This window comes from Fibrobacter sp. UWCM (assembly GCF_900129735.1).
Classification (GTDB): domain Bacteria; phylum Fibrobacterota; class Fibrobacteria; order Fibrobacterales; family Fibrobacteraceae; genus Fibrobacter.
The window spans coordinates 16,341-40,309 of record NZ_FQWR01000004.1; the positions used below are offsets into that span (position 1 = coordinate 16,341).

18 protein-coding genes are annotated in these 23,969 nt (G+C 55.7%); 16 read left to right on the forward strand and 2 right to left on the reverse strand.

The genetic code is table 11. The features are described 5' to 3' along the window. Positions 1 to 138 precede the first annotated feature (138 nt). From BUB22_RS03825 to BUB22_RS03880, 12 genes are all read left to right on the forward strand, one after another. Positions 139 to 4,284, forward strand: coding sequence for a DUF3418 domain-containing protein (locus BUB22_RS03825; RefSeq protein WP_073114007.1), 4,146 nt, complete (start codon positions 139 to 141; stop codon positions 4,282 to 4,284). A gap of 228 nt (positions 4,285 to 4,512) precedes the next feature. Further along, positions 4,513 to 5,112: a riboflavin synthase gene (locus tag BUB22_RS03830; RefSeq protein WP_072811528.1), complete on the forward strand. Its 600-nt coding sequence runs from the start codon at positions 4,513 to 4,515 to the stop codon at positions 5,110 to 5,112. Beyond that, positions 5,099 to 6,340, forward strand: a complete 1,242-nt coding sequence (locus BUB22_RS03835) for a bifunctional 3,4-dihydroxy-2-butanone-4-phosphate synthase/GTP cyclohydrolase II (RefSeq protein WP_073114008.1) — start codon at positions 5,099 to 5,101, stop codon at positions 6,338 to 6,340. Before BUB22_RS03830 ends, BUB22_RS03835 begins: the two co-directional genes overlap by 14 nt. A gap of 1 nt (position 6,341) precedes the next feature. After that, on the forward strand, positions 6,342 to 6,806 hold the full coding sequence (gene ribH, locus BUB22_RS03840; protein ID WP_072811412.1) for a 6,7-dimethyl-8-ribityllumazine synthase: 465 nt from the start codon (positions 6,342 to 6,344) through the stop codon (positions 6,804 to 6,806). Positions 6,807 to 6,808: 2 nt separating this feature from the next. Beyond that, complete coding sequence (gene nusB, locus BUB22_RS03845) at positions 6,809 to 7,267, forward strand: transcription antitermination factor NusB (RefSeq protein WP_072811361.1); 459 nt, start codon at positions 6,809 to 6,811, stop codon at positions 7,265 to 7,267. Between the two features lie 21 nt (positions 7,268 to 7,288). Next, a complete protein-coding gene (locus BUB22_RS03850; protein WP_254794623.1) occupies positions 7,289 to 10,390 on the forward strand; it encodes a glycosyltransferase family 117 protein in 3,102 nt (1,033 codons plus the stop codon). 13 nt (positions 10,391 to 10,403) lie between these two features. After that, positions 10,404 to 11,333, forward strand: a complete 930-nt coding sequence (locus tag BUB22_RS03855) for a glycosyltransferase family 2 protein (protein WP_072811357.1) — start codon at positions 10,404 to 10,406, stop codon at positions 11,331 to 11,333. Positions 11,334 to 11,358: 25 nt separating this feature from the next. After that, positions 11,359 to 12,072 carry a polyprenol monophosphomannose synthase gene (locus BUB22_RS03860; RefSeq protein WP_072811355.1) on the forward strand — a complete coding sequence of 238 codons (714 nt, stop codon included), beginning with the start codon at positions 11,359 to 11,361 and terminating at the stop codon, positions 12,070 to 12,072. Positions 12,073 to 12,158: 86 nt separating this feature from the next. Further along, on the forward strand, positions 12,159 to 13,847 hold the full coding sequence (locus tag BUB22_RS03865) for a glycosyltransferase family 2 protein (protein ID WP_072811353.1): 1,689 nt from the start codon (positions 12,159 to 12,161) through the stop codon (positions 13,845 to 13,847). A gap of 78 nt (positions 13,848 to 13,925) precedes the next feature. Next, entirely contained in the window at positions 13,926 to 14,183 is a 258-nt protein-coding gene (locus tag BUB22_RS03870) for a Trm112 family protein (protein ID WP_073114010.1), read from the forward strand. Next, positions 14,184 to 16,931: a tetratricopeptide repeat protein gene (locus tag BUB22_RS03875; protein ID WP_073114011.1), complete on the forward strand. Its 2,748-nt coding sequence runs from the start codon at positions 14,184 to 14,186 to the stop codon at positions 16,929 to 16,931. It abuts the gene before it with no gap. Beyond that, entirely contained in the window at positions 16,924 to 18,024 is a 1,101-nt protein-coding gene (locus BUB22_RS03880) for a type IV pilus twitching motility protein PilT (RefSeq protein ID WP_073114012.1), read from the forward strand. Before BUB22_RS03875 ends, BUB22_RS03880 begins: the two co-directional genes overlap by 8 nt. 61 nt (positions 18,025 to 18,085) lie before the next feature. On the opposite strand, the gene BUB22_RS03885 is transcribed toward BUB22_RS03880, so the two are convergent. Next, positions 18,086 to 18,811: an endonuclease gene (locus tag BUB22_RS03885; protein WP_072811344.1), complete on the reverse strand. Its 726-nt coding sequence runs from the start codon at positions 18,809 to 18,811 to the stop codon at positions 18,086 to 18,088. 191 nt (positions 18,812 to 19,002) lie between these two features. Here BUB22_RS03885 and BUB22_RS17025 point away from each other — a divergent pair, with 191 nt between their 5' ends. Further along, the gene (locus BUB22_RS17025; protein WP_073114013.1) at positions 19,003 to 20,493 is read left to right on the forward strand and encodes a bifunctional folylpolyglutamate synthase/dihydrofolate synthase; all 1,491 of its coding nucleotides are present in this window, start codon (positions 19,003 to 19,005) and stop codon (positions 20,491 to 20,493) included. A 72-nt stretch (positions 20,494 to 20,565) separates the two neighbouring features. Here BUB22_RS17025 and xseA read toward each other — a convergent pair whose 3' ends face one another. After that, positions 20,566 to 21,864 (reverse strand): exodeoxyribonuclease VII large subunit, encoded by a 1,299-nt coding sequence (gene xseA, locus BUB22_RS03895; protein WP_073114014.1) that lies wholly within the window; start codon positions 21,862 to 21,864, stop codon positions 20,566 to 20,568. Positions 21,865 to 22,026: 162 nt separating this feature from the next. Here xseA and BUB22_RS03900 point away from each other — a divergent pair, with 162 nt between their 5' ends. From BUB22_RS03900 to BUB22_RS03910, 3 genes are read left to right on the forward strand one after another with little or no spacing between them, the layout of a single operon-like run. Continuing rightward, complete coding sequence (locus BUB22_RS03900; RefSeq protein WP_072811337.1) at positions 22,027 to 22,425, forward strand: hypothetical protein; 399 nt, start codon at positions 22,027 to 22,029, stop codon at positions 22,423 to 22,425. Beyond that, positions 22,425 to 23,627, forward strand: a complete 1,203-nt coding sequence (locus tag BUB22_RS17030; RefSeq protein WP_073114015.1) for an OmpA family protein — start codon at positions 22,425 to 22,427, stop codon at positions 23,625 to 23,627. Before BUB22_RS03900 ends, BUB22_RS17030 begins: the two co-directional genes overlap by 1 nt. Before the next feature lie 3 nt (positions 23,628 to 23,630). After that, a complete protein-coding gene (locus BUB22_RS03910; protein ID WP_072811333.1) occupies positions 23,631 to 23,837 on the forward strand; it encodes a type II toxin-antitoxin system Phd/YefM family antitoxin in 207 nt (68 codons plus the stop codon). The last annotated feature ends 132 nt before the right edge of the window (positions 23,838 to 23,969 follow it).

Genomic DNA, 23,969 nt, shown 5'->3' on the forward strand with positions numbered 1-23,969 from the left:
AATGTGTCATCCTGAGCGGAGTGCGTAGCACGTAGTCGAAGGATCTGGATCCTTGATAATGAGTAATGATAGAGTAGTCCTTTTTTCGTCATTCTCGCGGAGGCGAGAATCTGCTTGAATGGATAACTCATAGCTAGAATGTCTTACGAGAACTTGAAAATTGCTTACCCCGACCTTCCCGTCGTTGAACATCGGGAAGAGTTTTTCGATTTGCTCGAAAAACACCAGGTAGTGATTGTCAAGGCAGATACCGGTTCCGGCAAGTCGACGCAGTTGCCGAAGTTCCTTTTAGAGTGGTATGCTGCAGTTCGTCATTCTCGCGAAGGCGAGAATCTTAATGATGCTGTTCGAGAAGGGGATCCCCGCGAAGGCAGGGATGACAAGAGAGGTTTCAAAATCGGTGTGACAGAACCCCGCCGGCTTGCGGCGATTTCCATTGCAGACCGCCTGCGCGAAGAACTCAAGGACGAAACGCTCGTCTCTACGAAAATCCGTTTTTGGGAACAGGGCCAGAGCGACGCCCCCATCAAGGTGATGACGGACGGCATCTTGCTACAGGAATTCCGCCGCGACAGGCTCTTTAGGCAGTATTCGGCCATCGTGATTGACGAGGCGCATGAACGCTCGTTGAACATCGACATTCTGCTCGGCATTTTCAAGACGGTTTTGCAGGCTCGTCCGGAATTCAAATTGATTGTGGCCTCTGCGACGCTCGATGCCAAACTTTTTGAGGAATTCTACGACAACAGCTGCGTGCTCGAAGCCGAGGGACGAACGTTCCCCGTCGATGTGGAGTACTATTTCGGCGACGGTTCGACAGGCTCACCGACCTTAAGTAAGGTCACTGAGCGTAGCCGAAGTGAGCTTGCCGAAGGGCCGAGAAACCGCGACACTTGCGGCAAGGGCGATTCGGGCTTGCTCGACGAGGCGCGCGATGCGATTCTTGACTTGGAAACGCGCCACCGCGACCACCTGCTCTGTTTTTTACCGACGGAACGCGATATCCAGGACTTGGCGGGCGAACTTGCTCACGAACTGGATTCTGCGACGTTTGATATTCTCCCGCTTTACGGGCGCATGAGCCCCGATGAACAGCGCCGCATTTTTAAGCATACGGAAAAGACCCGCGTTGTGCTCGCGACGAACATCGCGGAAACATCGCTCACGATTCCGGGAATCGCCTACGTGGTCGATACGGGAACAGCGCGTATTTCGCGGTACAACGCGCAGTCGCGTATCCAGGGATTGCCTGTCGAGGACATCTCGAAAGCGTCTGCGCGGCAACGTACCGGGCGTGCGGGGCGCGTAAAGCCCGGTGTGTGCATCCGCCTCTATTCTCCCGAGGATTTCGAGAAGCGAGACGAGTTTACGGAGCCGGAAATCCGGCGGAGTAATCTCGCGAACGTTGTCCTGCAGTTGCGCAGCCTCGGGCTGGAACTCGAAAATTTCCCGTTTTTGCAGTCGCCACCGCATTCGGCGTTCCGTGGCGCGTACAAGACGCTTTTTGAACTCGGTGCGCTTACCGCCGATAATTCCAGCGGGCATGTAACCAAGCTCGGCCGCGAGATGACGCGCCTCCCGATGGACGTGGCACTCTCGGCGGTGCTCCTGCGGGCGCGCGATGCGGGCGTATTGCAGCCCGCATTGATTGTCTGCTCGGCGCTCTCCATCCAGGACCCGCGCGTGGTGCCGAGCGAAGAACCCGAACGCACCCGCATCCGCCAGCTGCACCGCAAGTTCGCGGGCCACAAGAGCGATTTCCTCACGTTCATCTGCATGTGGAACGCCTTCTGTGCCGAATGGGATGGCAAGACCTGGAACAAGTTGCGCAAGTTCTGCGACAAGAACAGCCTTCATTTTTTGCGGTGCCGTGAATGGATTGATCTGTACGAACAGTTTGGGCGCATCCTCGATGTGAAATTCGAGAATCGCGTGTGCCCGCTCGACAGTTTCCATCGCGACAATTTGCACATCGCCTTGCTTTCGGGATTCTTGGGTGGTATTGCCCTGCGCGACTTGGAAAACGGCTGTTACCGCCTGGTGAGCGGGCGCGAGACGCACGTGTTCCCGGGCAGTGACCTTTACGGCAAGAGTGCGGAATGGCTCTTTAGCGCCGAGGTGCGCGAGACAAGCCGCATATTCCTCAACAAGGCCGCCGAAATCAAGCCCGAATGGATTATGCAGGTGGCGGAACCTTTCTGCACGCGCCGCTGGTATGCGCCCACATGGAACCAGGAACGCGGTTTCGTGGAAGCGGTGGAAGAGGTGAGCTTCCGCGGGCTCGTGATTAGCCGCGGCCACCGCGTGGATTTCGCCCGCGTGAATCCCGACGAATGTGCCGAGATTTTCTGGCGCGAGGCCGTTGTGCTTGGCCAGATGGCGCGCCCCTTCGCGTTCATGACGCACAACGAGCGTGTGGTCGAGGATTTGCATGCGCTGGAAGCCCGCAAGCGCCAATTCGGGCTTGCCCCGAGCGAAGATGCTTTGGTTGATTACTACACGCGCATCGCGCATGAAGTCAATTCCATCAAGACATTGAAGGACTACATCCGCGAGCATACGGACCAGTTCCTGAAATTCGATGCGAAATACTGGCTGGAGCAGAATGAGTTCGGAGGTCAGAATTCGGAATTCGGAATTGAATTGAAAAAAATCGGTGTGAAAATACCACTAACGAAAACTCCGAAATCTGAAATCAGAATTCCGAATTCTCTCGGCGGTTCGCTGGAACAGTTCCGCATTGAAGGGCTAGATGGCTCCAACCGCATGGTGGTGGGCGAGATGGTGTTTGATGCGATGCGCGACTGCGACGGCATTACGCTGGACTTGCCTTACGACATGCTCCCGCAGGTGACGCCCGCGACACTCGCACTTTCAATTCACCAGTGGCGCGAATGGATGGCAGAATCTATCATCCGCGAGATGCCCAAGGCCGCAAAAAAGCTACTGGAAGGCAAGCGAACCTTTATTGACGATGCCTTCTGCGACAAACTTAAGGCGAACCCGCACAAGGCTCCGCTATTCAGCCTCTACGAGGTATTCTCCGAAATCAAGCAACTCAATTGCGACATCCCGACGGTCACGCCCGAGAAGGAAAACCACCTGCGCTTGCACATGAGAATCTTCAAGCATGGCTTTGCCGAAAAATTTCCTGTGAGCCGAAGCCGCCAAGCGGAAGCTGGCGGTGTAGGCGAGAGTGAGCGCTTGCCGGAGACAAAAAACTTGAATTTAGCGCGAACGGTCGCTATAGAACTCAATCCCGAGTGGGGGAGTTTCCGACTCTTTGCCGCGGTCCGCCCCGTTCTCGTGACTTTCGGTATCGACTTTGCGCTTGGCGACATGCGCTTTGGATGGCGCTTGGGCGAATCGGCACTCATGACCCCGGCAGAATCAGCCTTCTGGCAATCGTTCCGCAAACGCGTAGTGGTTCGGCAGGCTCACCAACCTGGCAAGGTCACTGAGCCAGCCGAAGTGACCGATGCTTCCTCCTCGCTCATTGTCGATCGCCTGAACATGCTCGAAACGGGCGGCCTGTATTCCGACGGGTTCCAGACCGCGCTCAAGTCGTGGGTGCTGAAATCGCTCACTGCGGATAAACTAGATGCAAACCGTTGCGTGCGCTTTTCGGGCCTCGAGTATTCCCGCGGCAAAAAGATTCGCGACTTCAGGAACCTTGCCGCAACTACCCGTAGTGAAGATGAAGTTGTCCGCCTTGCACTCGTGCGAGCCACGTATGAATCCGCCCTTCTCGGGGCCGAATCCTTTGTCAAGTTCTGGGACGTTCTTCGGGAATTTTCGGTTGCGATGCGCCAGGGAGACGACCACGCACGCGATTCCATTGCCGCACTCATGGCAAGCAACAAGTCCATCACGAACATAGTCACTCTCTATTCCCCTGACCGGAATAATACTTTGTTTGAAAGGCTCAACGTGCTCGCCGGCGCACTTGATGCCTGCGATTCAAAAACACTTGATGCCCGCAATTCATCTTCAATCGGAGAAAAAATAGACCTCTCCGTCAAGGACCTCCGCGAAAAGTTCCGTCCCTTCCTCAAGGCCCGCTTCATGAAGGACCATGAACTCAAAAATGCACGTGAAATCCTTTCGAAGATGGAACGCATGCTGCAGGACGACCCGGAATATCCGGAGCTCTACCTGCAGGCTTGCGCGATGCTCGAGGACTTCGAAATCCTCAAGTTCAAGCGCAAGGGCGACGATAGCGAGGATACCATCGAGGAGGACTCCCTTGCACGCCTTAAGAGCCGCTTTGGACGGATAAAGTAAGCCCCGCGCGCGCCATACCTTCAATAAACATCTGCTAACCCATCAATAAGCGGCTTTATTCCCGTTAATAAACATCTAGAAACCCGCAAACTCTAGAAACCAATGACTATTGACTAGGGACTAAATTTCTACATGGCGTCCTTTCAGGACGCATGTAGGGCGGCTCGGCTATGCCAACGCAATACTTGCGTTGTCGCAGCTCTCGCCTTTTTCTACATTTTCCCCCGTATGTTTACGGGAATTATTCAATCTACCGGCGAAATCGTCTCGATAGAGTCTCGAGGCGATGCGCTTTCGATGCGCCTCAGGTCGCCGGGATTTTTCAAGAATTGCAAACTGGGCGATAGCGTCGCTAACGACGGTGTGTGCCTTTCCATTGAATCTTGTACCGATGATGAAGCCGTTTTTTGCCTGATGCACCAGACTGTCGAAAATACCGCCTTCAAGCAGGCCGCAGTCGGTAAACTGGTCAATCTGGAACTTCCGTGCCGTGCCGATAGCTTTATGGGCGGGCACTTCGTGATGGGCCATGTGGACTGCGTTACCGAGGTCATCCAGGTGGTTCCGCGCGAAACGGGCGTGGAAGTCGACCTGAAGATGCCTGCGGACCTCAAGCGCTACATTATCCGCCGCGGTTCCATCTCCCTGAACGGCATCAGCCTTACGGTCGCCGAGAAGTTCGAGGATTCCATCCGCGTGTGCATCATACCGGAAACCCTTGCCCGCACGAACCTGCGTAACTGGGTTGCCGGGACCATTGTGAACGTGGAAGTCGACATGCTCGGCAAGTACATTGAAAATTATCTGAAGGAACGTGACCTTGCTTAATACGATTGAAGAGGCCATTGAAGATTTTAAGAACGGCAAGTTCTTGATTGTGGTCGACGACGAAGACCGCGAGAACGAGGGCGATTTCGTCATCGCCGCCGAAAAGATTACGCCCGAGAAGGTGAACTTCATGCTCCACGAGGGCCGTGGCGTGCTTTGCTGCCCGCTGCCTATCCAGCGCTGCCATGAACTGAATTTGACCCGCCAGACTGCGGAAAATACCTCGATTCTGGGTACGCCGTTCACCATCATGGTGGACAAGATTGAAGGCTGCACAACGGGTGTTTCTGCCCACGACCGTGCGGCGACGATTCTTGCCCTTTCGGACCCTGCTTCCAAGCCGAGCGATTTTGGCCGTCCGGGGCATATTTCGCCCCTCTACGCGCAGGAAGAAGGCGTGCTTCGCCGTGCAGGCCATACCGAAGCAGCCGTTGACCTCGCAAAACTTGCCGGACTAAGGCCCGCCGCCGCCCTCATTGAAATCATGAACGAGGACGGCACCATGGCCCGCATGCCGCAACTTCAGGAAGTGGCGAAGAAGTTCGGCTTCAAGATTATCTCCATCCGCGACCTGATCGACTACCGCCTCAAGAACGAGAAGCTGGTGCAGCGCGTGGCCGCCCCGCATGTGAGTACCAAGTACGGCGACTTTACCGCATACGCCTACAAGAGCAAGACCGACGGCGTGGAACACGTGGCGTGGGTCGCGGGTAACCCCGACTTCAGCAAGCCGGTTTACGTGCGCGTGCACAGCGAATGCCTTACGGGCGACATTTTCGGTAGCCTCCGCTGCGATTGCGGCGAACAGCTCGCCGCCGCCATGAAGTTCATCGGCGAGCACGGCGGCGTGTTCCTGTACATGCGCGGGCAGGAGGGTAGGGGTATTGGCCTCTGCAACAAGTTGCGTGCCTACGAACTGCAGGAAAAGGGCTTGGACACGGTCGAGGCGAATCTGCACCTCGGGTTCAAGTCGGACCTCCGCCAGTACGGTACGGGCGCGCAGATCCTTGCCGACCTCGGCGTGAAGGAAATGCGCCTCTTGACCAACAACCCGAGCAAGATTTCGGGCATTACCGCCTACGGGCTCAAGATTGTGGAGCGCGTTCCCATAGAAATCAAGCCGAACAAGGAAAACCTGTTCTACCTGCTCACCAAGCAGAAGAAGATGGGCCACCAGCTGCATATCGACGGCGCGGTGCCCGAAGAGAATTTGAAAGAGGAAAAATAAGATGGCTAAAGAAATCAAGAATTCCCTCAATGGCTCTGGCCTCAAGATTGCAATCGCGGTCGCCCGCTTCAACGAGGTGGTGACCGACAAGCTCCTGGAAGGGGCGCTCCGCCAGCTTGAACTGCTGGGTGTTGCCGACAAGGACGTGACTGTCGTGCGTGTTCCGGGCGCATTCGAACTCCCGGGCGTTTGCCGCAGGCTAGCCGATTCCAAGAAGTACAGTGCAGTGATGGCCATCGGCGCCGTGATTCGCGGCGAGACGAGCCACTACGACGTGGTGGTGAACGCTTCTACCGGCGGTGTCGCAAGCATCGCTGCCGAAGGCAAGCTCCCCGTGATTCTCGGAATCCTCACGACCGATACCGTTGACCAGGCGATGAACCGCGCTGGCCTCAAGGCGGGTAACCTCGGTGCAAACTGGGCATCCACCGCCGTCGAAATGGCGAATTTGTATAAGGTCATTTAATCATGCCGAAAATATCTTACAGACCCGCGCGCGTTTTTGCCATGCAGCTCCTGTATGCCATGGAAATTACGGGCCAGACTCCGGGGGAGGCGCTTCCGGGTATTCTTGAATCCCAGCCTCTTGCCGACGAACAGAAAAAGTACGGAATGAACCTTGTCGACCTGGTGCAGGCACACAGGGATGAACTCGACGAGGATATCAAGTCGGCATCGGCCCACTGGGAAATTGACCGTATGGCGAAACTCGACCGCATTGTGTCGCGCATCGCGATGGTCGAACTCCTGTACGTTCCCGATATCCCCATCAAGGTGGCTATTTCCGAAGCGGTGCAAATCGCGACCAAGTACAGCACGGATGGCTCGGGTGCCTTTGTGAACGGACTCCTTACCGGGTTCATGCAGAAACACAATATTGTCGCAACCACGCCGACTCAAAAATCTAAAGCGAATAAGGGAGTATAGTTCATGCTCAAGGAAAAATGGATGAAACACATATTTGCAGGTATTTCCTGCCTCGTCGCTCTTGTCGTGTATGCGCTGACCATGGCGCCCACGGTGAGCTTCTGGGACTGTGGCGAGTTTGTTGCCTGCGCTAACACCCTCGGCATCCCGCACCCTCCTGGAACGCCTTTCTTCGTGTTCTTCGCCCGTGCGGTCATCGTGCTGCTCCCGTTTGTCGAAGAAATCGCGAAGCGCGTGAACTACATCTCGGTGTTCAGTTCTGCGGCAACGGTCTATGTGACGGCCCTCTTTGCCTGGGATCTCCTTGCTGCCGTTCTCGATTCCGTGAAGACGGATGCAGACAAGCTTGGTCAGCCTATCTTCAGTAAGCTGTCCGACAAGATTAGCGGCAATGTCCGCACGATCGTTCTCGGCACAGCCGCTCTCGTGGCCGGTTTCCTCCTCACGTTCTCCGACACCTTCTGGTTCAATGCGGTCGAAGCCGAAGTCTACGGCGTCGCTATGTTTATCTTGATGCTCATCTCGTACCTGGGACTTGTGTGGTACAAGAAGCGCGACGAAGAGGGCAGCGACAAGATTCTGATTTTCATCTGCTACATCGCCTTCCTCGGCGTGGGCGCGCACCTCTACACGATGCTCACGGTTCCTGCCGTGTTCGTGCTCCTGCTCGTTGCCCAGCCCAAGAAAATCCCGGAACGTCTGCCCATCTGGATTACGGGAACGCTCCTCTGCTCCGTGATATACATGGTCTCGGCATTCATCGAGATTTCTTTTGTCTGCCTTGTCTTGCTTGCCATACTTGCATTTGCAAAGCCGTTCTCTGCGAACGTGAACCACGCCGTGCGACTCTCCCTCGCGTTTGCGTTCTTTGCCCTGATTGGCTATAGCACGCACCTCTACATTCCTATCCGTTCGGAACTGAACCCGATTATCGACGAGAACAATCCCGAAATCAACATCCGTGACGAGCAGGGCAACCTGCAGCTCGGTAACCTGTTCAAGAGCCAGAACTGGGAAGCGTTCAACAACTTCGTGGAGCGCAAGCAGTACGGTTCCGAAAGCATGCTTACCCGCGCGTTCTACCGCCGTTCCCAGGTGGCGCACCAGGTGCTCTCTTTCCCGAACATGAGCTACGGTGGTTACCAGATGGCGCAGTACCTGCCCTACAAGGTGGGTGGTGTGAACTACGCGAACGGGGTCTACACCTTCGACAAGGGCGATAACGTGCCCCTGAAGCGCTTCGGCTATGATTTCCCGACGCAGATGACCATGATGGGTGACCAGATTCCCAAGCAACTTTTCGTATTCCTTATCTTTAACGGTCTTCTGGTTCTTGTCTGCGTGTTCATCTACAAGCGCAACAAGCATCTGGGCATATTTACGTCGGTGCTTTACGGGCTCTGCTCGCTGGGGCTCCTGTTCTACATCAACTTCGCCGACGGTACCCGTATGGAGGGCCGCGAGCACGATTACTGGGTGTCCGTCATGACGCGTAACGTGGGCGACCTGAATTCCATGGGCGCACAGATTGGCTCCGTGCCCGATCCGAACGACTTGATTGACCTCCGCCAGAATATCGAACGTGCTAAACTGCGCGTAGAAACTATGCGCCAGCGCGGTGCATCTGCGGGCGACATTGCAAAGGTCGAGAAGGAAATTGACGTTTACGAGCATTCTCCGGCGTGGGTGAACTGGAAGAAAATCGAGAGCGGCTTTGCCCAGCGCGGTCTCCGTGCCCCGTTCCCGGAACCAGTCCACATGGAAGTGCGCGAACGTGACTACTTCTACACGCCTGCCTTCATCTTCATGAGCCTGATTTTTGGCGTGGGTGCAGGCATTCTCGTGTTTACCTGCGCGACAAGTTCCGCGGCTGCGTTTACGATGCCTCTTGCCGCAATTCTCGTGCTTGTTTCCTTTGCAGTCCCGTGCGCCTCCAACTACAAGGAACATGACCGTTCCGGCCTGTGGGTGCCTTGGGATTACGCGTACAACCTGCTCAACAGCTGCCGCCCGAATGCGATTCTCTTCACGAACGGCGACAACGATACCTTCCCGCTGTGGTTTGCACAGGAAGTTGCGGGCATCCGCAAGGACGTGCGCGTGGTGAACCTCTCGCTGGGCAATACTGACTGGTATATCAAGCAGATGCTCGATAACGAGCCGGTCCTGAAGCTCAGCTATACGCACAAGACCATCGATAGCGACATGGTGCTCGACAACAGTTCGTACAACAACCCGAACCATGCGACTTCTACCTGGGTCAAGAATGCCCAGCGCCTGATGCCCAAGCTCAAGGAACGCATCGACCAGATGGAAGGCCAGCAGCTTTCTGCTGCCGATTCCGCGAAACTCCTGCAGTTCAAGGTGCATTACCAGGTGTGGGATGCCTTTACCGAATGGGCCGCACGCACCCGCAGCTCGACGATGCTCACGCAGCACAAGCTCGTGATTGACCTTGCTCTCCAGAACATGGACAAGCCCATCGAGATTTCGACGACGGTCGGTACCTCCAACTTCATGGGCCTCGAGAAGTACATGGTGCAGGAAGGCCTCGTCTATAACCTGGTGAAGGGCGACCTTGAACCGAAGCGCAACGCGTTTGACGCGAAGTATGCAGCAGATCTCATCGATACCGTGTTTAAGTTCCGCGGCCTCGGCGATGGCACTGCCTACATCAACGACGAAACGAACCGCCTGCTTTCGAGCTACGTTTCCCTGTACCTGCAGATTTCGTTCGACGCCCGCGAAAAGATTGCGGCGCTCCGTGCGAGCCGTCCGTTTACCGCCGAAAAGAAGGCGCAGGCGGACAGCCTTACCAATGCTGCAATCAAGTACCTGGAACTCGGCCAGAAGCAGTTTAGCGACGAATGGCGCTGCTACTGGGCCGCTGCGTTTGTCTACGATATCGTGGGCGAAAAGCAGAAGGCGATGGATGTCCTTGAACTCGGGCTCAAGAACGTTCCTGAATACGACGAAGGTGGCCGTGCCCGCCTGATGATGAGCAAGGAACAGATCAAGAATAGCCCCGAAAAGCCGATGGTGGTCGAGGAGCCTGCCGCAGATACGGCACAGCCCAATTCCGCCAGCGCAGATTCCAATCCGGTGGTAGCCGCCGCCAACTAGCGTAGAGGTCGTGATGGATTTAAGCATGGTCATTCCGGTCAAGGAAGAAAGCGAAAACCTTCCGGAACTCATGAAAGAGATTGTCGCCGCGATGGAACCCACGGGTTTTACCTACGAGGTCATCGCCATCGACGACGGCAGCCGCGACAACACGTGGGAAGTCCTCGAAGGGCTCTCGAAGGAATACCCCTTCCTGAAGGGGTTCCGCTTCCAGTTCAACTGCGGCAAGGCCGACGCACTCGCCTTCGGTTTCTCGAAGGCGACGGGTCGCTACGTGGCAACCCTCGATGGCGACCTGCAGGACGACCCGCTCGAGATTCCCAAGATGATAAAGATTCTCGAGGAAGGTTACGACCTGGTTTCGGGCTGGAAGGTTCGCAGGCTCGATCCTTGGCACAAGACGCTCCCCTCCAAGCTGTTCAACCTGACCGTATCGATTGTCTGTGGCAAGCGCCTGCACGATTTCAACTGCGGCATCAAGGCTTATCGCAGTTCCGTGGTGCGCTATATCGAACTCTATGGCGATTACCACAGGTTTATCCCCGTGATGGCCAAGTGGCAGGGCTTCCGCATTACCGAGATGCCCGTCGCGCACCGCGCCCGCATTCATGGCGTGTCCAAGTACGGCATTTCGCGCCTCGTTTCCGGGTTCCTCGACCTGGTTTCGCTCATGTTCATGCGCAGTTTCTCGAACAAGCCGTTGCATTTCTTTGGCCTGATTGGCCTTGTCTTTATGCTTCTCGGGCTTGGCGTTTGTGGCTATTTCGGTTACGAATGGCTCCAGACGGGTGCGATGCACGTGCGTCCGCTCCTGCTTGCGGGCGGTTTCTCGCTTGTGATGAGCGTGCAGTTCTTTTCGCTCGGGCTTCTGGGCGAGATGCTGAACGGCAACCGGCGCAGAACGTACCCTGTGGCGGAAAATTTTGGAGTCAAAGATTTGTAGATTGTCGTTAGGAGTTGTATAGATTATGGATTTCCCGAAGAGTCTGGTTATTGTTCCCACGTATAACGAGAAGGAAAACATCCTCCTCATCATTTCGGCGATTCTCGAGCAGAACGCATGCCTCGAGGTGCTTGTCGTAGATGACGGCAGCCCCGACGGTACCGGCGACATGGTCGACGAACTCACGAAGGCTAACCCGCGCGTGCATCTGATTCGCCGCAAGGGCAAGATGGGCCTCGGCTCTGCCTACGTGACCGGTTTCAAGTGGGCGCTTGAACGCGATTATGAACGCGTGTTCGAGATGGATGCAGACTTTAGCCATGCCCCGACAGACCTCGTGCGCTTCTTGGAAGCAGCTGAGGATGCCGACCTGGTTCTCGGGAGTCGTTACCAGAATCATCGCATCAGCGTGGTGAACTGGGATTTGCGCCGTCTGATTCTTAGTTACGGTGCGAACGTCTATACCCGCATGGTGACGCGCCTCCCGGTGAGCGATGCCACCGGCGGTTTCAAGTGCTTCCGTCGCGAGGCCCTGCAGGCGCTGAACCTCGACAAGATGAAGAGCGACGGATACTGCTTCCAGATAGAGACAACCTTCAAGATTTGGAAGAAGGGCATGCGCGTGAAGGAAATCCCCATCGTATTTACCGACCGCACACGTGGAACCTCCAAGATGAGCGGCGGAATCATCTCCGAAGCCTTCTTCCTGGTACTTAAACTGAGGTTAGGGCTCGCATGATAAAAAAATGTGTAATGTGGAATGTGTAATTTTTTCATTCCTCACTTCACATTCCACACCTCACATTTCACATTCCGCATTTGTCTATGTATTCCTGTTCCATTATCATTGTTGCCTATAATTCCTGCGATTTTATTCCCGCATGCCTGAAGTCCGTTCGTGACGCGTGCGAGGGAATCGATGCGCAGGTTATTGTGCTTGATAATGGCTCGGTCGAGCCGATTCTGCCCGAAATCAGGCAGTTCTTCCCCGAAGTGGAATGGATTGATTCCAAGGAAAACCTCGGCTTTGGAAAGGGCTGCAACCTCGCCGAAAAGCGTGCGACCAAGCCGTACCTGTTCTTTATCAATCCCGATACGGTCGTCTCGCGCGATTCCTTTACCAAGGTGCTCGACTTCATGGAAGAACACCCTGAATCGGGTACTGTCGGCTGCCGCATTCTGAACGAGGATGGCTCGCTCCAGTGGGCGTGCCGCCGTTCGTTCCCGACGATTGTCTCCGCTGTTTCCAAGACGATTGGCCTTGCCGCCCTCTTCCCGAAGAACAAGACACTTGCAAGCTACAACATGACGTACGCCGACCCGGACGAAGTGACCGAGGTCGATGCCATCAGTGGCTCGTTCTTCTGCATGCGTCGCGACTTGTACGAAAAGCTGGGCGGTTTCGACGAAGACTTTTTCATGTACGGTGAGGATTTGGACCTGTGTTTCAGGGCGAAGGTTGCTGGCTGCAAGAACTACTACACGCCTTCGACAAATATTCTGCATTTCAAGGGCCAGAGCTGCCGTACCCGCCGCTGGGATTCCTATCTGGACTTCTACAAGGCGATGCTCATCTTTGTAAAGAAGCACAAGGACCTTTACTTTGTCCCGAATTTCCTCGTGTCGTTCGGTATCATGTTTGCTGCCTTCGTGGGCATGTTCTCGCGCCTGATTCCGAAGTTCTGGAAGATGTTCCTCGATTTGGGCGTGATTGCCTTGTGGGCGTTTACGTTCCTGAACTATGAAAGCGTCGTGTCGGATATATGCTTCCAAGATAGTTGCCTTGAAAGTGGGTGTGCTGGGACTAACACGATTATAAAACATCCCATTATGGATTTAGCACAGTTCGAAGACTGGTGGCTTGTAGGTATTGTCGCTGTTGTAAACCTTGTGTTCTTGATGTTCCGTGGTGAATACACAGAATCCAGCCTCAAGGGCGAAAAATTCTTGCGCTACCTTGTGCCTCTGAACCTGTTTGCTGTGGGCGGATATTCTGCGTTCCGCTATTTTACCCAAACTCCAATTATCGATGACGCTTCAACTTATTTGCCTTACGAATCTCATTGGATTACCTTGGTGGTTTGTTCCAGCCTCTTTATCCCGCTCGCTCTCCTTGCCTGGCGCCGTATCGCATTTTGGATAAACTATTTCTACCGCATCTTTGCCAAAAAACGTCACCGCTCCATCTTGCTCGGCGGTCGCGAAGATTCCCTGAACAACTGGTTCGACAGTTACAACGTCATCCCCGGCATCGAGATTCTCGGCTGCGTGAGCGGGGAGCCCGAAAAGCTCTCCGAAGAGAACCGCAAGCACCTGCTCGGGCCTCTTTCCGACATGGAAAGCATCTGCAACCGCACGGGCTGCCGCGAACTCCTGGTAGTGTCCAATTTCTCCGGTTATCGCGAGGATTTTGACATAAATTGGCTCGACAAGCTCGGCCTGAGGGTCTATTTGCTCATCGGAAACGGCAAAAACGGCAATTTTGCCCTCGTAGACCTCAAATATTTGCACTAAAAGCCCTCTCCGGTTATCCTTTTCTCGAAAATAGAGTTATTTTTATATCAACTATAAGTTGTTGATTATAAAGGCTTTATGTTCGATTACAAACTTTTGGATATTCTGTGCTGCCCCGAGACCCGGGGTAAACTCCGTATGGCAGACGATGCCCTTTTGGCGACCCTCAATCAGGCCAGTGCCGCGGGCACCCTGAAGAATGCCGCGGGCGAGAAAATTTCTGAGACTTTGACCGAGGCTCTCGTGAACGAGGCGGGCTCCCGTGCCTATATCGTTCGCGATGGCATACCTGTCCTTTTGGCAGACGAAGCGATTTTGCTTCCCTTGGAGGGATAAATGGCTGTTACTCTGGATTCCCTGAAAAAGACCGTTGGCAAGAAGAAAGTCAAGTCCATGGCGTTTGCCTGGCTTGCCGACTACGAGAACCAGGCGGGCGATTCTACGACCGCTCTTGCTCGTGTCGATGCCGGCTTGCAGCTCTACCCGGGCGACATTCCCGGTATGCTGGTCCGCTCCAAGCTGTTGTTCCAGTTGGGTGACTTCGAGGAATGCGTCAAGGAATGCGAGCGGATTCTCCAGAAGGAGCCGTTCTGCCTCTCTGCGCAGAAGCGCATGGGCGATGCTTACGAGAAGCTTGAAAACATAGACGAGCGTAGCCGCTGCTATCGCCGTGTCCACGACATGGACCCGCTCGATACGTTCTGGAAAGAGGAATACGAAGCCGTTCCTGAAACTGCGGTCGGTGCTGCCGCCGTTGCCGGTGCTGCCGCTGCGGGCGAGGCTGCCGCGGATAGTGAATTTGCAATGCCCGACATGGGCGAGTTTACGATGGAAGGCGCTGCCGAATCTGCCGAACCGGCGGTGGAGGCCTCTGCTGATGCGACTGCAGGCGAAGAACCTGCCGCGAAGGAAGAGGATTCCCTGTTCTCCAAGTCGCTCGACATGGATATCGAGTCTCCTGCGACGGAAACTGCCGAAGAACCGGAACAGCCGAAGGCCAGCGCGTCCCCGTTCTCTGCTTCTGATGACGAAGATCCGTTTGCGGCCCTGAGTTCGCTTGGTAACGATGATTCCCTTGCGGACGAATCCTCGATTGAAACTCTCCAGCAGTCGCTTGAATCGGCGCTGGGCGATGCCGCGACCGATATTACACTGGACCAGGACATCCCGGAAGCCGAAGAGATTTCGGGCAACGACGTGGGTTCTGCGTTTGCCGACCTGTTCGGTGAAGAAGACGACATGGATTCGTTTGGCGAAACAACTGAATCGAAGCCCGCTTCGCCTTTTGCCCAGATGGACCTGCCCACGAGCCTCGACGACGAACCTGCCGCTCCCGAGGATTCTGCGAAGAACGTGTTTGGCGAGGAAGCCGTTGAAGATAAGCCGCAGAGCATTGACGATGCGTTTGGCGATATCTTTGGTGAAGACGAACTGCCCGAGGAACTGCCGAGCAATACTGCAGCCCCGAAGGCTGAACCTGCCGAAGAACAGAAGCCTGAGGAAGAATCGTTCTCTGGTGGTATGTTCGAGAAGTCTGCCGCGGCCGATATGGGCCTGGGTACAGAAGAAGATGACCTTAAGCTCGAGGAGCCCGAACCGGAACCCGCGAAGGAAGCGGACAAGCCGCAGAGCCTGGACAGCGCTTTTGCCGATATCTTCGGTGAAGACGAGCTGCCCGAGGAATTGCCGCCGGCACAGCCTGCTGGTGAATCCGATGTTTCCGCCGACCTTGAACTCCCGGCTGATAGTTCGACAAGCGCACTAACCGAAGATGCGGACCTGGAACTGCCCGCGCTCGATGATTCTACAAGCGCTCTGACCGACGAATTGGAAATGCCGTCGGAAGAGAAACCCGCTGACGACAAGCCTGCAGAATCGCTCGATACCTTCGATATCGCGAACTGGAGCCCGGATGCAAAGCCTGCGGATGATGCAAGTCTCGAACTGCCTGCCGAAGAAGAAACTCCTGCGGAAGAGCCTGCATTAGAACTGCCCGCGGAAGAGTCCGCGCTTGAAATGCCTGCCGAGGAAGCTCCGGCAGAACCTGCTGTTGAAGAAACCCCTGCTGAAGAACCTGCGCTGGATATTCCTGCAGAAGAGCCTTCGCTTGAACTGCCCGCGGAGGAAACTCCGGCAGAAGAGGTTGCAGACCTTGAACTGCCCGCTGAAGAACCCGCACAGGGAAAGCCTGCAGATGAATCTGCTGATGTCGGCTTCAGTGTGGACAAGGCCTTCGATGCGCTGTTCGCCGATGACGACGAACTCCCGGAAGAAAAGCCTGCCGAAACCGCGAGTGCCGAACCGAAAGTTTCGGACAACGTAACTGAGACAACTGAGCCTGTCGAAGATGCTGCCGAATCTGATTCCGATAGGGCGGAGCTCGACAAGGAAATGGATTCCGCATTCTCGTCTCTGTTTGCCGAAGATGACGACCTGCCTGTGGAAGAATCGAAGCCGGAAGCCGCTGCCGCTCCGGAAGCGACCCAGGAAGATACGGGCGCCGCGCTCGAGGAAGCCCCTCTTGCCGATGCAGCTCTCGAATCCGATTTGGACAAGTCGTTCAGCAGCCTGTTTGGCGAAGACGATGCGCTTGATGAAGCGGACCTGAAGCCTGCAGAAACGCCTGCTGCAGATGCTACTGCAGAACCCGCTGCTGCGGAAGAACTGCCCGAAGTATCAGCAACGCAAGGCAATGCCGGTATCGAAAGCAGTCTTGAATCGGAATTCTCCGGTGCGTTCAAGCAGCTCTTCAATACCGACGATGATTCCCTCGACGAGAAGGCCGACCTCCCGAGCAACAAGGGTGTAGACTTCCTTATGTCGGGAGATTCCGATGATGAAGTTTCTGCGGGCCTCGTTGCAGACCCGACGGCTCCGCTTGATAAGCAGTCTTCGGATTTGGACGATGGCATGAAAACGCCGACGCTTGGCGAGATTTATTTTGAACAGGGTCACTATGACAGGGCACTTGAAATTTATAAGGAACTTGCCGAAAAAGACCCCGAAAACGAGGCTATAGCCAACCGCCTGGCCGAAGTCCAGAAGGCCTACGATTCCAAGTTCGGAGGCGAACAGAATGGCTGATTTGAGAATCGAGCAGTTGCTCCGTGCGATGGTCGAGAACAAGGCTTCTGACTTGCACATCCGTACGGGCGTTCCTCCGATTTACCGTATTAACGGTGCACTGACGAAGTTGTTCGAAACGCGTGTGGATGCCGGCATGATGGATTCCTTCATGGACGATATCATGAATCGCGACCAGAAAAACCGTTTCGAGACTAACAAGGAATGCGACTTTGCCGTGGGCGCCCGCGACATGGGCCGTTTCCGTGTGAACGTTTTCCGCCAGCGCGGCACGATTGCCATGGTGATTCGTCATATCAAGGCGAAGATTCCTGCTTTCGAGGAACTTCACCTGCCCGAAGTTATCCGTGACCTTGCGCTTACTCGCCGTGGCCTTGTGCTTGTGACGGGTACGACGGGTTCGGGTAAGTCGACGACGCTTGCTTCCATGCTGGATTACATCAACCAGACGGAAGCGGTGAACATCATTACCGTCGAAGACCCGATTGAATACCTTTACCGCGACAACAAGTCCATCATTTCGCAGCGCGAGATTGGCGTGGATACGCTTTCGTACGCGAATGCCCTGCGCGCCGCCCTCCGTCAGGACCCGGACGTGCTGCTGGTGGGCGAAGTCCGTGACCTCGAGACGATGCAGATTGCGCTGACTGCGGCCGATACGGGCCACATGGTGTTTGCGACCATCCATACGACGAATGCGACCGAAACGATTCAGCGTGTGCTTTCGATGTACCCGCCGCACCAGCACGACGAAATCCGTATTCTCCTTTCTGAAGTGCTTGCGGGTATTATTTCGCTGCGCTTGTTGCCGACTGCCGATGGCAAGGGCCGCGTGCCCGCCGCCGAGGTACTTGTGAATACTGCTGCCATCAAGGAATACATCCGCGACAAGGACAAGCTTTCGCTGGTGGAACACGCCATTGCCGAAGGCCACATGCAGTATCATAGCCAGACGTTCGACCAGGCTCTGCTCGAACTTTACAAGACGGAGCAGATTTCGCTCGAGACGGCAATGAATGCCGCCACGAACAAGGATGACTTCGATCTCAAGATTCGCGGTATTTCTGGTACGTCCGACCGCGGCTGGATGTAGTTTTCTTTCCCTGCATTTTTTAAGGCTCTTGAAGTATGTTTGCTTCAAGAGCCGTTTTGTTTCAATGCGGGCATTTTTCGTATACGAAGGGGTTGTGGTCGCCTTGTACTTTGAAGATGCGGCGGTCGCGTTCGCATTCCTTTTCGGTGACGGGGTACATCTTGTCCCAGGCTTCGAAGAGTTTGCGGTCTTGCTTCGATAGTTTTACGCCGTAGGTCTTTTCCATGTAGAAGCTTGCGCGGGCGATGATTCCGCGGGCCTCTTCGCGGGGTTGCGCCTTCTTTTCCTTGAAATCTACGATGGTCTTGCAGCCGCCGTACATGGGCTCGGGATTGTTGGTCCACTGGCTGTACATGAAGTTGTTGCGGTCTCCGTTCACCTCGCCGATGGCGGGGTAGAGGTTGTGCATGTCGCCTTCCATCAGCTTGAACGTCGTGTCGTTTGCGCTGCAGTTCTTGCGTCCACCGTCTTTCCAGCAGGGCAGAAAGTGCCCCATGTTGTGCGCGGTCACCATGTGTTCCCACTCGATGCGCTCGGCTCGCTTGTAGCTTTTGCGGTTCGGGTTTTCGCGCGGCTTGAAGTCGCAACTGCTGAAGTCGACGTTCTTCTTGTCGTCGTATTTGCAGCCGCAGTAGAGAGTCTCCTGCAGTTCGCCGTAATAGACGCGCCTCATCTGCTTGCTTGCGTCGCGGTAGTTGTAATGCCGGGGTGCGGCAGTCGGGTCAACGCGCGCAAATACAATAGACGAAAGCGCCGCCAGAACCAGGATAGGGCCTAATAATTTCATAATAAAAACCGTAGTGTGATATCTTGAATATAGATTTTTCTTGCCTGTAATCAATATAAAAGAGGTCACTAGTCATCGGTCAATGGTCGTTGGCTTTTTTTAATCGCGGCTACGCCGCCAAATTTAAAACTAATGACTAAGGACTAATGACCAACAACTAATAACTAACAACCAATAACTATATTTGGCGCATGCAATCTGCAGGCATGGAATATCTGGAATCGCGCCTGATGTTCGGGATGGTCCCCGGGCTCGAATCGACGCGTGCGCTATGCGACGCTCTCGGCAATCCCGAAAAAAAGTTCAGGTCGATTCACGTGGTCGGCACGAACGGGAAGGGCTCCACCAGTTATTACCTCGCGGGCGTATTGCAGGCGCACGGGCTCAAGACGGGCCTGTACGTGAGCCCGCACCTGGTAAGCCTGCGGGAGCGTATCCGGATAGACGACGTTCCCATTCCGGCAGAAGATTTGGACCGGTTGCTTTTAAAAGTGAAGGCCGCCGCAGATTCCGTGTCGGCGGGGCGCGTGGCCGCGGGCGCATCTCCGGTCGAACCCACGTTTTTTGAAGTCCTGACGCTGGTCGCCTTCCTCTACTATGCGGAGCAAAAGATAGATGTCGCCGTTCTCGAGGCGGGTATGGGCGGCAGGCTCGATAGCACCGCTGTTGCGGGTGGCGAGATTGCGGTCGTGACGAGCATCGGGCTCGAGCACACCGAGGTTTTGGGGCCTACGGAATCGGCGATTCTCCGTGAGAAGATGGGGGTGCTGGGCGTGCCGGGCGAAGGCCGTGGCGACACGCGCGAAGTCGCACGCGGGAAGACGTTTATCGTTGGCGGTATTTCGGGAGCCTTGCTTGAGGAAGCGCGCGAGTATGCGGCTGCTCTCGGGTGCAAGTGCGTTGTGCCCGAAATTCGTGGCGACATCGTGCTCCCGAATCTCGGGCGCCATTACGTCGAGAATGCGAGTTTATCGCTGGCGGCCGCCGCGCAGTTTATAGACGGCGCGCATCTTGCAGCCGCGCAGTTTATAAAGGTAACGCCTGCGTTAAACGGCGCGCATCTTGCTGGCGCAATAAACGCTGCTCAGATGATAAACGCCGCGCAGTTTATATCGGATTCTGCGCAGGCTATAAACGGTGCGCAGTTTACATACAGCGACGCCCTCGCGCTCAAGACTCTCGCGACCCGCTCGTGGGCTGGCCGCATGCAACTGCTTGCAGGCCCGGACGGCAGGACCCGCGTTATATTGGACGGGGCCCACAACTCGCACGCGGTTCGCCGCCTGGTGGAAACCTTGCGCACGTATTACCCGGGGAAAAAGTTCCACTGCCTGTTTGGCGCCCTCAAGGATAAGGATGTGGGGGAGATGCTCAAGCTTATGGCGCCTCACGTTGCCTGCTGGCATATTACAAGGACGCCGTACCCGCGCTTCCGTGAACTTGCTGACCTGCGTGGCGAAATGCAGGCGCTTGGCCTGCCTGTTGCAAGCGAGGGCGAACTTTCCCGCGAATACCTTGATGAGGTGCGGGCCGCTAGCGATTCAGATAAACTAAATGAAGCCCCGCTCCTGATAACGGGTAGTCTTTACATGATTGGTGCGAGCATCCAGTTGCTCCGCGATGAATTTACGGAACTCGCATTCTTCCGCGGACTCGAACCCACGACAAACGAACACCGCTGACCGGCGCGAGTCCGGCGCAGTTCTTACACGAATACACTGTTATTACACAAATACGCAGTCCATGCGAATGCCTTATTGTACTACGGAATCTACCGTCCCGTCACGGAACTTTGTCCGTAAGGTGTCTCCGGACTTCAGTTGTGCCGCGTTGCGGATAAACTTGCCGCTGGAATCAAGAGTGAGCGTGTAGCCCTTCGCGAGTGCCGTCTCGGGGTCTGCGCTCTTGACACGCAGTTCCGTCAGCTTGAACTGCGATTGGGCGAGGTCGAGAATCTTGCGCGTACCTTGCCGCAGGCCTTCCACGTTGCGGTCGAGCCTTGCGGTCTCTTCGCGGAGCATAAACCGCGTATCCCTTTCGAGCGAAGTGAACATCCTCACGATTTTTGTCTTTTCGCCCTGGATTTGCAGGGTTACGTCTTGTTGCAGGCGCGCTGCCGCAGAACTTAGCCGCTGGCGGTTTTCGGTAAGCATGTCGCGTGCAGAACTTGCGATGCTCCGCGCGGTTTCTACAAGGTCGGTCCAGCTTTCCTGCGCGCGTTCCACAAGGCGCTTGGCGCAGTCGGTCGGGGTAATGCACGATAGGTATGCCACCTCGTCGAGCAGGCTCTTGTCGATTTCGTGCCCGATGCCCGTGAATACCGGAATAGGGTAGTTTGCCACGGCACGGCAGAGCGCCTCGCTGTCGAAGTAGTTCAGGTCGGTCTTTGCGCCGCCCCCGCGCACGATGCAAACCACGTCGATTTCTTCGTCCTTGCGGAGCGCATCGAGTGCGGCAATTACGCTCGATTCCGTGTCGTTCCCCTGCATCTTCGCGTACGCTGTCACGACGGTGAATTTGAACGGCGATGCCGAAAGCCTTGTGGTAAAGTCCTTGTAGGCCGCAGTGCTTTCGCCGGTAATGAGCCCTACGCGTAACGGCATTTGCGCAAGTTCTGTCTGCTTGTTCTTTTCGAGCAGCCCTTCGCTCGCAAGTCGCTTCAATATGGCCATGCGCGTGAGAGCGAGTTCACCGAGCGTGTAGACCGGGTCGATGTCGAGAATCTTCGCCTGCAGCTTGCCACTCGGGATATAGACGTCGGCCTTGATCTGGAAACAGACCTTGAGCTGTTCCCTGATGGTGAACGGCGTTGCGGAGTTTTCCGTTTTTGCGCGGAGTATTGCGTACTGCCCTGCGAAGCAGGTGAGGTCGACCGTCGCGATGGGCTTCACGTTGCCTTCCTCGAAGTCCGCAATGCTGATGTAGACGACCTTGCCCTTGTCCGTGAGGCGTGTGATGACCCCGTGCACCCAGACCGCCGGTGTATCGGCGAGTTTGTTCTTGATGGAGGTCATGTACTGCATGACGGAGAATGTGCGCACGGGCTGTTCCATTGTGGGTAAAGAATAGTAAATTTTTGAGCGCAGGAAAATCCTGTAAATAAATTGAAACGCTGGTTTGCCGTTTTTTATTGCAAACGAAAAAAAGAATTTATTTGTCTGGCAAGGCGTCCTTTGCTATATTATTTTTTGATTGGTTTTGATAAAGGAGCATTTATGAAAATAAAATTTTTTGTAGCAGGCCTTGCCGTGGCATCGCTTGCTGTACTTTCTGGCTGCGCCGGTGGTGCCGCCCAGGCGAACCGCTCGGTAACCCTGGCCTGTGAAGCCAAGACCATCGCTGAAGAGGCGAGTGCCGATTCCCTCCAGATGCTTTCGGCAAATACGAAACTTGATTCCGCGAAGGCCCTCGAAGCCGCGGGTAAGAACGAGGAGGCTGTTGCCCTTGCAGACCAGAGCGCCCTCGAGTACAGGCTTGCGATTGCGACTGCCGAACGCGATGCCGCCAAGAAGGAAGACGAACGCGTCGAGGCGGAACTCCGCAGCGAGGTGGAACGGAAGCTCATCTACCAGAGCATTCTTGACCAGGAAACCAAGAAGGCGGAGGCGAAGTAATGAAGACTAGGAATTTGTTTGTTATCTCTGCGCTTGCCGCATCTGTTTGCTTTGCTGCCGAGGCCCCTGCTGCCGCTGCGGCCGAAACTCCGGCCCCTGCCGAACAGGTGAAGGCTGCCGAAGCGCCTGCTGCTGAACAACCGGCCGAACCTGCCGCCGAGCCGACCGTTGCCGAAAAGTGCCTTGCCGCTGTGGAAAATGCGGGAAAGGCAATCCCGTCGAATGCCGTTACGGCGAAGTTTACCTACGGCGAGGCGCTTGCCAACGCGGGTGAACTTTCTTACGCCCTCGAGAAGGACCCGGAATCTGCGACGGTCCAGACGCTTACGGCGAATTGCGATACCTACGTGAAGCTGATTGCCGCGCAGGCCGAAACGCAGGCCCTCCGCAACCGTACTGCCGAAAACTGGGAAAAGCGCGCCGCGACGGCCCGCTCCATCGAGGCTATCCAGGAACAGATCAACCAAGCCCGTAGCGGCAAGATGAACGACCTCGAGGCCGAAAAGGCCAAGTTGCAGGACCAGGGCGCGCGCCTCCAGGCCGAAATGCAGCAGAACCAGGAAAAGTTCCAAGCCGAGGCCGCCGCACAGCAGGCCGCCCTCAAGGCGGCGAGCAAGCGCGAGGCCGACCTGCAGAAACAGCAGGCCGATTTGCAGAAGCAGCTCGAGGCCGAGAAGAAGGCCCTTGCCGAGGAACGCGCGAAGGCCGAGGCTCGCCAGGCCGAAGCCATGAACAAGCTGAACGAACTCCAGTCCAAGCTCATCCAGGTGACGAAGGACGCCCGCGGCATTATCCTTTCCATGTCTGACATCCTGTTCGACGTGAACAAGGCTTCCCTCAAGGCCGACCTCAAGACGAGCCTCGCGAAGGTTGCGGGAATCCTCTCCGTGTACCAGCAGTTCAATGTCTCCATCGAAGGTAACACGGATAACACGGGTTCTGCCGAGCATAACATGAAGCTCTCGCAGCAGCGTGCCGACAACGTGAAGAACTTCCTCGTGGAACAGGGCATTGACGCTGGCCGCCTTACTGCCAAGGGGCTCGGGATGACCATGCCCATTGCCGACAACAAGACGAAGGAAGGCCGCCAGAAGAACCGCCGTGTGGACCTCGTCATTCAGGATAAGGCCCTGCAGCAGATCGCTGAACCTGCGGCTGAACCCGCTGCTCCTGCCGAAGGTGCCGCTCCGGAGGCTAAGTAACCGATGGCAAAGACTGTGACCGCCATGGAGGCGAGGCAGAACTTCGGCAACCTGCTGAACCAGGTCTCGCTCTCGCAAGAAGAAATCGTGATTGAACGTGCGGGCAAGCCGCTTGCGCGCCTCGTGAACGTTTCTTCTGCGCGTTCCGGCGGTGAACTGGACTTTCGTGACATAGGCAAGCTCCCGAACGGAATCTGGGAGGAACGCTAGATCGCGGGCGTCTTGAAACGGGCCCTTGCCAATCCTCCTGAATCTTTGTATATTCTATGGCATGAGAAAGATCCTTAACCTTCGACTTCTACTTGGTATCGCGCACGGAGCGAGGTTTTAGGCTATTTCGTT

Excerpts from the sequence above, each read along its gene's own strand:
- BUB22_RS03825 (WP_073114007.1), top strand. The coding sequence starts at position 139 with ATGTCTTACGAGAACTTGAAAATTGCTTACCCCGACCTTCCCGTCGTT.
- BUB22_RS03830 (WP_072811528.1), top strand. The coding sequence starts at position 4,513 with ATGTTTACGGGAATTATTCAATCTACCGGCGAAATCGTCTCGATAGAG.
- ribH (WP_072811412.1), top strand. The coding sequence starts at position 6,342 with ATGGCTAAAGAAATCAAGAATTCCCTCAATGGCTCTGGCCTCAAGATT.
- nusB (WP_072811361.1), top strand. The coding sequence starts at position 6,809 with ATGCCGAAAATATCTTACAGACCCGCGCGCGTTTTTGCCATGCAGCTC.
- BUB22_RS03850 (WP_254794623.1), top strand. The coding sequence starts at position 7,289 with ATGAAACACATATTTGCAGGTATTTCCTGCCTCGTCGCTCTTGTCGTG.
- BUB22_RS03855 (WP_072811357.1), top strand. The coding sequence starts at position 10,404 with ATGGATTTAAGCATGGTCATTCCGGTCAAGGAAGAAAGCGAAAACCTT.
- BUB22_RS03860 (WP_072811355.1), top strand. The coding sequence starts at position 11,359 with ATGGATTTCCCGAAGAGTCTGGTTATTGTTCCCACGTATAACGAGAAG.
- BUB22_RS03865 (WP_072811353.1), top strand. The coding sequence starts at position 12,159 with ATGTATTCCTGTTCCATTATCATTGTTGCCTATAATTCCTGCGATTTT.
- BUB22_RS03870 (WP_073114010.1), top strand. The coding sequence starts at position 13,926 with ATGTTCGATTACAAACTTTTGGATATTCTGTGCTGCCCCGAGACCCGG.
- BUB22_RS03875 (WP_073114011.1), top strand. The coding sequence starts at position 14,184 with ATGGCTGTTACTCTGGATTCCCTGAAAAAGACCGTTGGCAAGAAGAAA.
- BUB22_RS03880 (WP_073114012.1), top strand. The coding sequence starts at position 16,924 with ATGGCTGATTTGAGAATCGAGCAGTTGCTCCGTGCGATGGTCGAGAAC.
- BUB22_RS03885 (WP_072811344.1), bottom strand. The coding sequence starts at position 18,811 with ATGAAATTATTAGGCCCTATCCTGGTTCTGGCGGCGCTTTCGTCTATT.
- BUB22_RS17025 (WP_073114013.1), top strand. The coding sequence starts at position 19,003 with ATGCAATCTGCAGGCATGGAATATCTGGAATCGCGCCTGATGTTCGGG.
- xseA (WP_073114014.1), bottom strand. The coding sequence starts at position 21,864 with ATGGAACAGCCCGTGCGCACATTCTCCGTCATGCAGTACATGACCTCC.
- BUB22_RS03900 (WP_072811337.1), top strand. The coding sequence starts at position 22,027 with ATGAAAATAAAATTTTTTGTAGCAGGCCTTGCCGTGGCATCGCTTGCT.
- BUB22_RS17030 (WP_073114015.1), top strand. The coding sequence starts at position 22,425 with ATGAAGACTAGGAATTTGTTTGTTATCTCTGCGCTTGCCGCATCTGTT.
- BUB22_RS03910 (WP_072811333.1), top strand. The coding sequence starts at position 23,631 with ATGGCAAAGACTGTGACCGCCATGGAGGCGAGGCAGAACTTCGGCAAC.